We start from the raw sequence: 13,188 nt of genomic DNA on the forward strand, positions 1-13,188 counted from the left end.
TGCCACGCCGACCCTGCGTGAGCCTAGACCGCCGGCCATGTTCATGTATTGTTCCATTCCACCGCGAGCCGGACAGCCGCAAGATGGACCACGAACCACACGAACCCCACGAAGGACTGCTGCACCGCGAGGAGGTGTTCGCGGTCCAGGGTGCGGTCTTTGAGGTGAATCGCGTGCTGGGCGTGGGCTTCCTGGAAGCGGCTTACCAGGAGAGTCTCGCTCTGGAATTCGCAAGGCGCGATCTGCCCTTCGTGGCCCAGCCCAAGCTAAGCCTCGACTACAAGGGAAGCGCGCTCCGCGCAGTCTATGTTCCCGACTTCATTTGCTTCGGCTCCGTGATCGTTGAGCTCAAGGCTGTGAGCGCACTCGCGCCTGAACACCGCGCCCAAGTGATCAACTACCTGCGGGCTTCGCGCCTCAGGGTCGGCCTCCTCGTGAACTTCGGCGGGGCCTCGAAGGCCCAGATCGAGCGCCTCGTCCGGTGATGTTCGTGTGGTTCGTGTGGTTCGTGGTTAAGCCCCGGACCACCGCTGCCGTCGTGGCGTTACCCCGTGACACCAGCGACCGCGGAAGCCATCCTGCGCAAAACGGCGGGAGGGCGAGGTGTCGGGATTGAGCTACGTCCATGGGGCGAGCGCGAGCCCGCTGATCGGCAAGACGATCGGGGCGCTCTTCGACGAGACCTGCGCAGCCCATCCGGACACCCCGGCGCTCATCTCGCGGCATCAGGGGATCCGCTGGACCTACGCCGAGCTCAAGGCGCAGGTGGACGCCTTCGCCGCCGGCCTCATCGCCCTCGGCCTGACGCGCGGCGACCGGGTCGGGATCTGGGCGCCCAACTGCGCCGAATGGACCATCACCCAGTTCGCGACGGCGAAGGCGGGCCTGATCCTGGTCAACATCAACCCGGCCTACCGCCTCTCCGAGGCCGAGTACGCGATCAACAAGGTGGGCTGCCGGGCCCTGGTGATCGCGGTGCGCCACAAGACCAGCGAATACCTCGCCATGGTCCGCCAGCTGCGCGAGGCCGGGAAGCTGCCGACGGTGGAGGCGGTGATCACCATCGGCGACGATCCCCACCGCGGCTGCCAGTCGTTCCCGCACATCGCCGGCACAGCCAAGCGCGCCGAGCGCGCGGCCCTGGCCGAGGTCGCCGCCGCCCTGCAGTTCGACGACCCGATCAACATCCAGTTCACCAGCGGCACCACCGGCTTCCCGAAGGGCGCCACGCTCAGCCACCACAACATCGTCAACAACGGCTGGTTCGTCGCCGAGGCCATTCGGCTGCAGGCGGGCGACCGACTCTGCATCCCGGTGCCGCTCTACCACTGCTTCGGGATGGTGATGGGCAACCTGGGCTGCGTGACCCACGGCGCCACGATGGTCTACCCCGCCGAGGCGTTCGATCCGGCGGCGGTGCTGGAGGCGGTGGCCGAAGAGCGGTGCCAGGCCCTCTACGGCGTGCCGACGATGTTCATCGCCGCCCTCGCACACCCCGACTTCGCCGCCTACGACCTGTCGTCCCTGCGGACCGGGATCATGGCGGGCTCGCCCTGCCCGATCGAGGTGATGCGGCAGGTGGTCGAGCACATGCACATGCCGCAGGTGACCATCGCCTACGGCATGACCGAGACCAGCCCGGTCAGCTTCCAGTCCTCTTGCGACGACAGCCTCGAGCGGCGGGTTTCGACCGTGGGCCGGATCCAGCCGCACCTGGAGGTGAAGATCGTCGACGGCGAAGGACGGATCACCCCGCGCGGCGTCCCCGGCGAGCTGTGCACCCGGGGCTACTCGGTGATGCTGGGCTACTGGGACGACGCCGGGAAGACCGCCGAGGCGATCGACGGCGCAGGCTGGATGCACACCGGCGACATCGGCGTCATCGACGACGAGGGCTATTGCAACATCACCGGCCGCATCAAGGACATGGTCATCCGCGGCGGGGAGAACATCTACCCGCGCGAGATCGAGGAGTTCCTCTACCGCCACCCCGCCGTGCAGGACGTGCAGGTGATCGGGGTCCCCGATCCGAGGTTCGGCGAGGAGCTCTGCGCCTGGATCGTGCTGAAGCCGGGCGAGGCGCTGGAGGCCGAGGCGGTGCGCGACTTCTGCCGCGGCCAGATCGCCCACTACAAGATTCCACGGCACATCAAGTTCGTGGAAGGCTTCCCCACGACCGTCACGGGAAAAGTGCAGAAATTTGCCATGCGCGAGGCCATGATCGCCGAACTTGACCTCAGCATCGAAAGAACGGCGTAAGTCGCGGCCATGAGGAAACTGACTTCGGCGGTCGATCCGGCGTCCGCCGCCTTCGCGGCCAACGCAGCCGTCAACGGGGGCCTGGCCGACGAGCTGCGGGCGCGCACCGCGACCGCCGCGCTCGGCGGTTCCGAGGCGAGCCGCCAGCGCCACGTCTCGCGCGGCAAGCTCCTGCCCCGCGACCGGGTGATGCGGCTCCTGGATCCGGGCGCGCCCTTCCTGGAGGTGGGCGCCCTCGCCGCGAACGGCATGTACGACGACGAGGCGCCGGCGGCGGGCGTCATCACGGGGGTCGGCCGCGTCTCGGGCCGCGAGGTGGTGATCGTGGCCAACGACGCCACGGTGAAGGGCGGAGCCTACTATCCGATCACCGTGAAGAAGCACCTGCGGGCGCAGGAGATCGCGCTGCAGAACCGCCTGCCGTGCGTCTACCTGGTGGACTCCGGCGGCGCGAACCTGCCGCACCAGGCCGAGGTCTTCCCCGACCGCGAGCACTTCGGCCGCATCTTCTACAACCAGGCCCGCATGAGCGCCGAGGGGATCGCCCAGATCGCCTGCGTCATGGGCTCGTGCACGGCGGGCGGGGCCTATGTGCCGGCCATGAGCGACGAGACGGTGATCGTCCGCGGCGCGGGCGACGAGAGCCAGGGGACGATCTTCCTGGGCGGCCCGCCGCTGGTGAAGGCGGCCACCGGCGAGGTGATCTCGGCCACCGACCTGGGCGGCGCCGACGTCCACGGCCGCCGCTCGGGCGTGGTCGACCACGTGGCCGAGAACGACGAACACGCGCTGGCGATCGTGCGCCGCATCGTCGCCAACCTGAACACCACCAAGATGCATGGCCTCGCCCTGGAGGTCCCCGAGCCCCCGGCCTACGACCCGGCCGAGCTGTACGGGATCGTGCCGCAGGACGTGCGCGCGCCCTACGACGTGCGCGAGGTGATCGCCCGCATCGTGGACGGCAGCCGCTTCGACGAGTTCAAGGCGCTGTACGGGACCACCCTGGTCACCGGGTTCGCGCGCATCTGGGGCTATCCCGTGGCGATCCTGGCCAACAACGGGGTGCTGTTCTCGGAGAGCGCGCTCAAGGGGGCGCACTTCATCGAGCTGGCCTGCAAGCGGAAGATCCCGCTGGTGTTCCTGCAGAACATCTCGGGCTTCATGGTGGGCGGCAAGTACGAGGCCGGCGGCATCGCCAAGGACGGGGCCAAGCTGGTGACGGCCGTGGCCAGCGCCGAGGTGCCCAAGTTCACCGTCCTGATCGGCGGCAGCTTCGGGGCCGGCAACTACGGCATGTGCGGCCGCGCCTACAGCCCCCGCTTCCTGTGGACCTGGCCCAACAGCCGCATCAGCGTGATGGGCGGCGAGCAGGCGGCCGCGGTCCTGGCCACCGTCCACCGCGACGCGGGTAAGTGGACGAAGGACCAGGAGGAGGCCTTCAAGGCCCCCATCCGCCAGACCTACGAGGACGAGGGCAATCCCTACTTCGCCACGGCGCGCCTGTGGGACGACGGCGTCATCGATCCGGTCCAGACCCGCGACGTCCTGGGCCTCTCCATCTCCGCCGCGCTGAACGCGCCGATCCCCGAGACGCGCTTCGGCGTGTTCCGGATGTGAGGCGCGACATGGCCGCCACGATCCGCGCCGCCGGCGCGATTCATTGGAACCACGGACCACACGGACCACACCGACGCGTCCGTGCCCTCCGTGTGGTCCGTGGTTCCTTTCCAACGGCGCTGACGCGCCACGGAGCTTTCTGATGTTCCGCTCCGTACTCGTCGCCAACCGGGGCGAGATCGCGCGACGGGTGTTCGCCACCGCCCGGCGCCTGAACATCGAGACCGTGGCCGTGTTCTCGGAGGCCGACCGCGACGCCGCCCACGTGCGCGACGCCGACAAGGCGGTGCTGATCGGACCCGCGCCGGCGCGCGAGAGCTACCTGGCGGGCGAGAAGATCATCGCGGCCGCCAAGGCCGCGGGCGCCGAGGCGATCCATCCGGGCTACGGCTTCCTCTCCGAGAACGCCGATTTCGCCGAGGCCGTCACGGCGGCGGGCCTCATCTGGATCGGCCCGCCGCCGTCGGCGATCCGCGCCATGGGCCTGAAGGACGCCGCAAAGTCCCTGATGCAGAAGGCCGGGGTGCCGGTGACCCCCGGCTACCTCGGGGAAGACCAGTCCCCGGCGCGGCTGAAGGCCGAGGCCGACCGCATCGGCTATCCCGTGCTGATCAAGGCGGTGGCGGGCGGCGGCGGCAAGGGCATGCGCCTGGTGGAGAGCGCCGGGGCGTTCGAAGCGGCCCTGGACTCGTGCCGACGCGAGGCCGCCGCCAGCTTCGGCGACGACCGGGTGCTGCTGGAGACCTACGTCACCCGTCCGCGGCACATCGAGGTGCAGGTGTTCGGCGACACCCACGGCGATGTGGTCCACCTCTACGAGCGCGACTGCTCGCTGCAGCGCCGCCACCAGAAGGTGATCGAGGAGGCGCCCGCGCCGGGCATGAGCGACCTGGCCCGCGCGGCGGTCACCCAGGCCGCCGTGAAGGCCGCCAAGGCGGTGGGCTATGTCGGCGCCGGCACCGTCGAGTTCATCGCCGACGCCAGCGACGGCCTGAAGGGCGACCGGATCTGGTTCATGGAGATGAACACCCGCCTGCAGGTGGAGCATCCGGTGACCGAGATGGTGACCGGGCTCGACCTGGTGGAATGGCAGTTCCGCGTGGCGGCGGGCGAGCCGCTGCCGCTCAGCCAGGACGAGATCGGCCTCACCGGCCACGCCGTGGAGGCGCGCCTCTACGCCGAGAACCCCGCATCGGGCTTCCTGCCATCGATCGGGCGGCTGGAGAGCTTCAGCCTGCCGACCAACGTGCGCTGCGACTCCGGGGTCGACGAGGGCGATGCGATCACGCCGCACTACGACCCGATGATCGCCAAGCTGATCGCCCACGCGCCCAACCGCGAGCAGGCCATCGCCGAGCTGTGCGACGCCTGTTCGGACGTCGAGGTCTGGCCGGTGAAGACCAACGCGGCCTTCCTGGTGCGCTGCCTGGAGAACCCCGAGTTCATCGCCGGCAGCGTCGACACGGGCCTGATCGGCCGCGACCTCGCGGCGCTCACGGCGCCGGCCGAGCCGTCGGCCGAAGCGGCGGCCACCGCGGGCTGGGCCTTCCGGGAGCGCGTGGAAGGCCGCGAGGCCGAGCCCACGCCCTGGGTCGAGCTGAAGGGCTTCCGCCTCAACGCCCCGCCGGCGGCCACCACCCGCCTGTTCCACGGCGACCGGGCGGTCGAGGCCGCGATGCCCGCCGAGCCGTCGCGCTTCGTGCACGTGGAGAGCGACGAAGCGGTCGTCGTGTTCGAAGGCGGAGAGGCTTTCGTGTTCCGCGACCATCCGCCCGTGGCCGACGCGGACGGCGCGGGCGGCGACGGCGCAATCCGGGCGCCCATGCCCGGGAAGATCACCCAGCTCTCGGTCAAGGCGGGCGACACGGTGGTCAAGGGCCAGACCCTGCTCGTCCTCGAGGCCATGAAGATGGAACACGCCCTCGCCGCCCCCTTCGACGGCACGGTCGAGGACTTGACGGCCAAAGTGGGCGCCCAGGTGAGCGAGGGGACCGTGCTGGCCCGATTGGCGGGGGCCTGAGGCGGGCGTAAGCTCGCCGCATGTCCGAGACCCTCGCCCGCGATCCCCTGGCCGAGGCGCTGATCGAAGCGCTGGGCCCCGCCGCCGTCCTCACCGGGGAGGCCGCGCTGGAGAAGGCGCAGGGCTCGTGGATGCGGCTGGGGTCGCCACGCGCGGTCGTCTTCCCGCGGAACACCGCGGAGGTCTCGGCGGTGCTCAAGGTCGCGGACCGTCTGGGCGTTCCCGTCACCGCCTGGGGCGGCAAGACGGGGCTGGCGGGCGGCGCCACCGCCGACGACGCCATCGCGCTCAGCCTGGAGAAGATGAACCGCATCGAGGAGATCGACGTCGCCTCGGCCACCATGACGGTGGAAGCCGGCTGCATCCTGCAGGTGGCCTGCGAGGCCGCCGAGGCGCAGGGCCTCCTGCTGCCGCTGGACCTCGGCGCCCGCGGCTCGGCCACCATCGGCGGCAACATCTCCACCAACGCCGGCGGCAACCGCGTGGTCCGCTACGGCATGATGCGCGACATGGTGCTGGGGCTGGAGGCGGTCCTCGCCGACGGGACGGTCGTCTCGTCCATGAACCGGCTGATGAAGAACAACACCGGATACGACCTGAAGCAGCTCTTCATCGGCGCCGAGGGCACGCTGGGGATCGTCACCCGCGCGGTGCTGCGCCTGCGCAGCGCGCCGGTCAGCCAGAACACGGCCTACGTCGCGACGGACGACTTCGACTCGATCCCGCGCCTCCTGCGGACCCTGGAGAGCGGCCTGGGCGGCGGCCTCTCGGCCTTCGAGGTGATGTGGCCGGCCTTCTACGACCTGGTGACCAAGCCGCCGGCGAACGGGACCCCGCCGCTGCCGCACGGCTATCCCTTCTACGTCCTGGTGGAGTCGCTGGGCGGCGACGAGGCGGCCGACGCCGAGCGGTTCGAGCGGGTCCTGGGCAAGGCGCTGGAGGACGGGCTGATCGTCGACGCCGTGATCGCCAAGAGCCAGGCCGAGCGGGCGAAGATGTGGGCGCTGCGGGACGACGTGGGCCAGGTGAACCGCAATGGCCCCGCCGTCACCTTCGACGTCTCGCTGCGGATCGCCGACATGCCGGCCTACGTCGCCGAGATCGACGGCAAACTCCGCGCGCGCTGGCCGAACGTGGATAACTACGTCTTCGGCCACCTGGGCGACGGCAACCTGCATGTCCTGGTCTGGACCGGCGAGAAGGGACCCGAGGTGAAGAAGGCGGTCGAAGACATCGTCTACGGACCGCTCAAGGCGATCGGCGGCTCGGTCAGCGCCGAGCACGGCATCGGCCTGCACAAGAAGGCCTACCTCGCCATGTCGCGCAGCGAACCCGAGATCGCCCTGATGCGCACCCTGAAGCGCGCGCTGGACCCCAAGGGCATCCTCAACCCCGGCAAGATCCTCGACTGACGGGGGCCCGTCGCCGGTCCGCGGCTATGCGCCCGCGACGATCCCGGCGTCGTGGAGCCTGGCGATCTCGCCGCCCGACAGGCCCAGCAGCCCGGAAAGCACCTCGTCGGTGTGCTGGCCCAGGCGCGGGGCCGGCGTCACGGGCTTGCGCACGTCCTGCGGGATCGTCCCCATCGCGCCGGGCGCCGGATAGGTCCGGCCGCTGGGGTGGGTGATGGTCTCGAAGAGCGGGTTGTCCTTGTAGAGCCGGGGGTCGTCGAGCGCGGCCTCGAGCGTCTGGTAGCTGCCCCAGGTGACGCCGCCGGCGTCGAAGGCCGGCGTCAGCTCGGCCGCGGTCTTCGCCGCGAAGGCCCGCTCGAACAGCGGATAGAGGTGCTCGCGATGGACGAAGCGCAGGCCCTCGTCCCTGGCGAACGAGACGCCGAGGCGCGCCTCGACCTCGGCCACCTGACCGGCGATCCCCAGGGTGTCCAGCGCCTTGGACCACTGCTTGGGCGTGATGCAGAGCAGCATCAGCTTCTCGCCGTCCCTGGTGGTGAAGTCCCGGCCGAAGGCGCCGAAGACGTCGTTGCCCATGCGCGGGCGCTGGTGGCCGGTCATCAGGGTCTCGGCCGTGAAGCCCAGGTTCGCCATTGTGGCCGCGCCGATGTCGGAGAGCGGCGCGCGGATCTCCCGGCCGCCGCCCCCGCGCATGCGCGCCAGCAGGGCCGAGACGAGGCCGAAGGCGCAGTAGGCGCCCGTCAGCAGGTCCCAGGCGGCGAGCACGTGGTTCACCGGCCGCGGGTCGCCCTGGGGGCCCGTCATCAGCGGCAGGCCCAGCGCCGAGTTGATGGTGTAGTCCATCCCCTGCGAGCCGTCGGCCCAGCCCATCACCCGCACGCAGATCAGGTCGTCGCGTAGCTTCCTCAGGGTCCCGTACGACAGGAAGCCGTCCACCGGGAAATTGGTGACGAAGAGGCCGCCGTCATCGCCGGGCGCGGCGGCCAGCCGCTGGGCCAGTTCGCGGCCCTCGGGCCGGCCGAGGTCGATGGCCACCGACTTCTTGGCCTTGTTCAGGCTCTCCCAGTAGAGGCTGTCGCCCTTCTCGTCGACGGGCCAGCGGCGGAAGTCCGGCCCACCGCCGACGGTGTCGATGCGGATCACCTCGGCGCCCATCTGCGCGAGATAGAGCCCGCACGTGGGTCCCGCCACGAAGGCCGAGGCCTCGACCACCCTCAGGCCCTTCAGCAGGTCGTACATCGCAGTCCCCCGCGGCTATCCCGGCGAGGCCGGAGTCCAGATCGAATGGCGCCGAATGGCGTGCATGTCCCTTGCGGCAGTCAACGCCGCCGTCGCCGCAGGCTCCGCTCAGGCGACGAGCTTCGACACCTCGTCGACCTCGTCGGGCGTCAGTTCCCACGTCGCGGTCGCGGCGTTGGCGGCGACCTGCTCAGGGGTGGTCGCGCCCGCGATCACCGAGCTCACGACCGGATGGCCCAGCAGCCAGGCGAAGGCGAGTTCCAGGATCGTGTGGCCGCGCGCCTCGGCCCACTGGGTCAGCGCTTCGACCCGGTCGAAGTTGGCGTCGCTCATGGCCTGCTGGCCGCGGGCGCCCCAGGCCGCCAGACGCGTGCCTTCCGGCGGGGCCTCGCCGCGGCGGTACTTGCCCGAGAGCAGGCCGGAGGCCAGCGGGAAGAACGGCAGGAAGCCCAGGCCGAAGTGCTCGCAGGCCGGAAGCACCTCGCGCTCCACGTCGCGCTCGAGCAGCGAGTACAGGTTCTGCGCCGCGACGAAGCGGGTCCCGCCCGCCGCCGTCCAGTCGGCGTCGGCGATCTGCCAGCCCGAGTAGTTCGAGTTGCCGATGTAGCGGACCTTGCCCTGGGCCACGAGGTCGTCCAGCGCGCGCAGCGTCTCGTCCACCGGCGTGTCCGCGTCGGGCTGGTGGTGCTGGTAGAGGTCGATGTAGTCGGTGCCCAGGCGGCGCAGGCTGTCCTCGACCGCCTGCATGATCCACTTGCGCGAGCCGCCCTGCTTCTTCGGATCGCCGCCCACCCGCATGCCGAACTTGGTGGCCAGCACGATCTCGTGCCGGCGCTTGCCCAGCGCCTTGCCGAGGAACTCTTCCGACTTCGTCCCGCCATAGATGTCGGCGGTGTCGAAAAGGGTGACGCCGGCGTCGATCGCCGCGTCGACCACCTTCTGCGTCTGCGCCTCGTCGATGCGCATGCCGAAGTTGTTGCAGCCCAGGCCGACGACGCTGACCTTGAGCCCCGAGTTTCCCAGCCGGCGGACCTTCATCGCGACCTCCCGTTCCGTGTTCTTGCGGGCCGACCCTAGCCGCACCCGCCGAAGCCGCGCCAGCGGAGAACGACGCTCTTCAGGTTGGTTGCCGCCCCGTTCACCTCGTTCGTTGGCGATATTGCAAGGCCGGCATCGTTAACTCCCCGAGAGAACACAAGAAAAACTCGGTCGGGTGACTTCATGCGGCTCGTAACCATCGCAAGCCTCGGCGCCTCGGCGGTCCTCGGCCTCGGGGCCCTCTTCGTGGCCAAGATCGCGCTGCCCAATGCGGCGACGGCGAAGGCGACCGGGCCCCGCGTGGAGGCCGCCGGCGAGCCCCTGGTCGTCGCGTCCCGCGCCATCAAGTACGGCGAGAAGCTGAACGCCGGCATGCTGAAGGTGGTGAAGGCGCCGCGCAGCGCGGTGCCGCAAGGATCCTTCACCACCGTCGAGGCCGTCCTGGCCGCCGACCACGGGGGCGCTCCGGTCGCCCTGACGCCGCTGGCGTCCGCCGAGGCCATCCTGCCCACGAAGATCTCCGGGCCCGGCGCGCGGCCCACGGTCGCCGCCGAGGTCGCCGAGGGCTTCCGCGCCTACACGATCAAGGTCGACGACGCGACCGGCGTGGGCGGCCACGCGCTGCCCGGCGACCGCGTCGACGTGGTGCTGATGCGCGATCTCACGCCGAACGGCCCGACCCGCAGCTATATCTCGCACGTGGTCGTGCAGAACGTCCGCGTCCTGGGCGTCGACCTCAACGCCGACCCGACGTCGGCCAAGCCCGCCAGCCCGAACACCGCCACGCTCGAGGTCTCGATCGAGGACTCCCAGAAGCTGTCGATCGCCTCCACGCTCGGCGAGCTCTCGCTGGCGCTGCGCCGGAACGGCGAGGCCACGATCGCGAAGGCCGGCCCTATGCGCGTGCCCGACTTCCTGGGCGGCGGCGCCCGCACCGGCGCCGTGCGCACGGCGTACCGCGCTCCGGTCAGCTACGGGATCGTCATCGTCGAAGGCGAGTCCCGCAAGCGCTCGTCTCCGAAGAAGGCGGCCGCAGCGGCGGCGCCGGCCCCGGTCGCGGCCCCCGCCGCGCCGACCCCGGTCGCGTGACTCCATGAAGACGACCATGTTCAAGCTGACCCGCACCCTGGTCAGCGCCCTCGTGGGCGCGACCCTGCTCACCGGGTTCGTGGCGCCGGGCGCCGCCCAGGCCCAGACGCTCGCCAGCGAGCCGGCTCTGCGCCGGACGATCTATGTGCCGCGCGACAAGTCGCTCAGCTATCGCCTGGGCCAACCGGCCTCGCGCATCGTCGTGGCCCAGCCCGAAGTGGCCAAGGTCACCGCGACGGGCGACTCCAGCTTCTACGTGCAGGGGATGGAGTTCGGCTCCACGAACCTGCTGGTCTACGGCCCCGGCGGTCGGCTGCTGCAGGTGATCGACATCCGCGTGGGCTACGACGCCGCCAGCCTCCAGCACGACCTGACGAACGCCTACCCCGGCGAGGCCATCCAGGTGCGGAACCTGGGCGAGCAGCTGATGCTGGCCGGCGAGGTCTCGAACTCCGGGATCCAGCGCCGCGCCGAGGAGATCGCCGAGCGGTACGCCCCCGACGCGGTGATCTCGCGCCTGTCGGTCCGCGACGCCCAGCAGGTGGTGCTGGAGGTGCGCGTCCTCGAGGCGACGCGGTCGAAGCTGCAGGACATCGGCTTCACCTTCGACGTGATCAACAACTCGCTGAACTTCTCGGGCGGCAACGGCCTCATCGGGGCAAGCCCGCCCGCGGGCCTGTTCCAGCTGTTCGGCGGCTCGGGCGACACGCGCATCGACACGGCGCTGGGCGCGCTCGAGGAAAAGGGCGTCATCCGCACCCTGGCGCGGCCCAACCTCGTGGCCATCTCGGGCCAGAAGGCGACGTTCCACGCCGGCGGCGAGTACCCCTATCCGGTCCCGCAGCGCGACAACCTGATCAGCCTGGAGTTCCGCAAGTACGGCGTCGAGCTCGTCTTCACCCCCGTGGTGCAGGACAACGGCCTGATCCGCCTGGAGGTCGAGCCCAAGGTCAGCCAGCTGGACTTCACGAACTCGTTGCGCGTGTCGGGCTTCACGGTGCCCGGACTCATCATCCGCCAGACGAAGACGACGGTGGAGCTGAAGGGCGGAGAGTCCCTGCAGATCGGCGGCCTCTTCCAGCGAGACTACGCCAACTCCCTGCGCCAGATCCCCGGCATCGGCTCGGTGCCGATCCTGGGCGCCCTGGCGCGCTCCAGCCGCTGGAAGCAGGCCGACACCGAGCTGATCGTGATCGTCACGCCCCGCTTCTCGACGGCGGAGGACAAGGCGCGGGCGGCGGCGACCACTTCGCCCCCCGGCAAGGCCCCGCGCGCCCTGGACCTGCAACTGAACGGCAAGGCGCTCGATCGTCCGCTGAGCGGCGAGGAGGGCCGTTGATGCCCGGATCGAGTCTGATCCGCGGCCGGCGTATCCTCGCTCTGGGCGCAGGCTTCACCGCGGCGCCCGACGGTCCCCTCGCGGGCGCCGTCGTCGAACAGGGCGCCATCGCCCAGCTCGAGTCCCTGCCCCCCGGCGCCTGCGACCTGGTCCTCATCGACGGGGACGCATGGGACGCCGCGGCGCTGGCGCAGGCCGTGAAGGCGCTCTCGGGCCTCCGGTCCGCGCCGCCGGTTCTCCTGGTCGGCGAGACGCTCCCCGCCGGGCTGGTCCGCAACATCCTGCGCATGTCGGCCGCCGACATCCTCGAGGCGCCCTATTCGCCCGAGCAGCTGACCGCCGCGGTGGCCGCCCTCCTGGCCGAGGCCCAGCCCGCGCCCACGCAGGACGCTCCGGGCGCCTCGCGCTGCTGGGGCGTGACAGGCGCCGTGGGCGGCGCCGGAGCGACGACCATCGCGATCGAGATCGCCCACGCGCTGGCCGTGCAGGCGAACAAGGACCGGGCCGTCTGCCTCGTGGACCTCAACCTCGCGGACGGCGCGGCGGCCGCTTACCTCGGCGCCCAGCCGACCACCCGGCTGGCGGACTTCGGCCACGCCGCCGACCGTATCGACGCGGCGATGCTGCACGCCTTCATCACGCCGGTGTCCAAGGGCCTGGACCTGATGGCCGGCGTCCGTGATCCGAACGCCTTTGACGCCGTCGGGCGCGAGGCCGTCCTGCGCATGCTGGAAGTGGCCTGCGAGTGCTACGACTGGGTCATCCTCGACCTTCCGCGGCATCGCCGGCCATGGACCCTGGAGGCGCTGGCGGGCTGCGACGAGGTGCTGGTCATCTCCGAGCTGACGGTCCCGGCGCTGTTGGCGGCGCGGGCCTGCTCGGACGAGATCGAGGCCGGGATCGGCACGGGCCTGCGCCCGCGCATCGTCCTGAACCGCCTGGCGAGCCGCATGTTCGGCCCGGCGCCCTCCATGGGCGAGGCCGAGAAGGCGCTGCAGCGCAAGGCCGAAGCCGGGATCAGCTCGGACTGGGAAGCGGCCGCGGCCTCGGCGAACCTCGGCGGCCCGATCGCCCAGCACCGGCCGAAGTCCAGGATCGTCAAGGACGTCCAGAGCCTGGTCCAGAAGCTGGTGGTCCAGCCGCCGCGGCGCGACCAGCCCGCCAAGGCCGCCTGA

The 13,188-nt window shown here is 70.8% G+C and carries 10 protein-coding genes; 8 read left to right on the plus strand and 2 right to left on the minus strand.

Annotated features, from left to right (window positions below):
* Window positions 1-83 precede the first annotated feature (83 nt).
* The 5 genes from AC2D8W_RS16465 (at window position 84) to AC2D8W_RS16485 (ending at window position 7,308) form a co-directional block, all read left to right on the plus strand.
* Window positions 84-485 carry a GxxExxY protein gene (locus AC2D8W_RS16465; RefSeq protein WP_484672434.1) on the plus strand — a complete coding sequence of 134 codons (402 nt, stop codon included), beginning with the start codon at window positions 84-86 and terminating at the stop codon, window positions 483-485.
* 118 nt (window positions 486-603) lie between these two features.
* Complete coding sequence (locus AC2D8W_RS16470; protein WP_484672435.1) at window positions 604-2,259, plus strand: AMP-binding protein; 1,656 nt, start codon at window positions 604-606, stop codon at window positions 2,257-2,259.
* Window positions 2,260-2,268: 9 nt separating this feature from the next.
* Window positions 2,269-3,876, plus strand: coding sequence for a carboxyl transferase domain-containing protein (locus AC2D8W_RS16475; protein ID WP_484672436.1), 1,608 nt, complete (start codon window positions 2,269-2,271; stop codon window positions 3,874-3,876).
* A 142-nt stretch (window positions 3,877-4,018) separates the two neighbouring features.
* Window positions 4,019-5,896, plus strand: a complete 1,878-nt coding sequence (locus AC2D8W_RS16480) for an acetyl/propionyl/methylcrotonyl-CoA carboxylase subunit alpha (RefSeq protein WP_484672437.1) — start codon at window positions 4,019-4,021, stop codon at window positions 5,894-5,896.
* Window positions 5,897-5,916: 20 nt separating this feature from the next.
* Complete coding sequence (locus AC2D8W_RS16485) at window positions 5,917-7,308, plus strand: FAD-binding oxidoreductase (protein ID WP_484672438.1); 1,392 nt, start codon at window positions 5,917-5,919, stop codon at window positions 7,306-7,308.
* A 24-nt stretch (window positions 7,309-7,332) separates the two neighbouring features.
* Here the strand turns inward: AC2D8W_RS16485 and AC2D8W_RS16490 are convergent, their stop codons facing one another.
* Window positions 7,333-8,547 (minus strand): CoA transferase, encoded by a 1,215-nt coding sequence (locus AC2D8W_RS16490; RefSeq protein ID WP_484672439.1) that lies wholly within the window; start codon window positions 8,545-8,547, stop codon window positions 7,333-7,335.
* 108 nt (window positions 8,548-8,655) lie between these two features.
* On the minus strand, window positions 8,656-9,585 hold the full coding sequence (locus AC2D8W_RS16495; protein ID WP_484672440.1) for an aldo/keto reductase: 930 nt from the start codon (window positions 9,583-9,585) through the stop codon (window positions 8,656-8,658).
* Window positions 9,586-9,768: 183 nt separating this feature from the next.
* On the opposite strand from AC2D8W_RS16495, the gene cpaB reads away from it, so the two are divergent.
* Genes cpaB through AC2D8W_RS16510 form a run of 3 tightly spaced genes read left to right on the plus strand, consistent with a single transcriptional unit; the run spans window position 9,769 to window position 13,188 of the window.
* Window positions 9,769-10,674 (plus strand): Flp pilus assembly protein CpaB, encoded by a 906-nt coding sequence (gene cpaB / locus AC2D8W_RS16500; protein ID WP_484672441.1) that lies wholly within the window; start codon window positions 9,769-9,771, stop codon window positions 10,672-10,674.
* 4 nt (window positions 10,675-10,678) lie between these two features.
* Window positions 10,679-12,013 (plus strand): type II and III secretion system protein family protein, encoded by a 1,335-nt coding sequence (locus AC2D8W_RS16505; protein WP_293485340.1) that lies wholly within the window; start codon window positions 10,679-10,681, stop codon window positions 12,011-12,013.
* Window positions 12,013-13,188 carry a CpaE/TadZ family protein gene (locus tag AC2D8W_RS16510; RefSeq protein WP_484672442.1) on the plus strand — a complete coding sequence of 392 codons (1,176 nt, stop codon included), beginning with the start codon at window positions 12,013-12,015 and terminating at the stop codon, window positions 13,186-13,188. Before AC2D8W_RS16505 ends, AC2D8W_RS16510 begins: the two co-directional genes overlap by 1 nt.

The organism is Phenylobacterium sp. T106 (genome assembly GCF_057219735.1).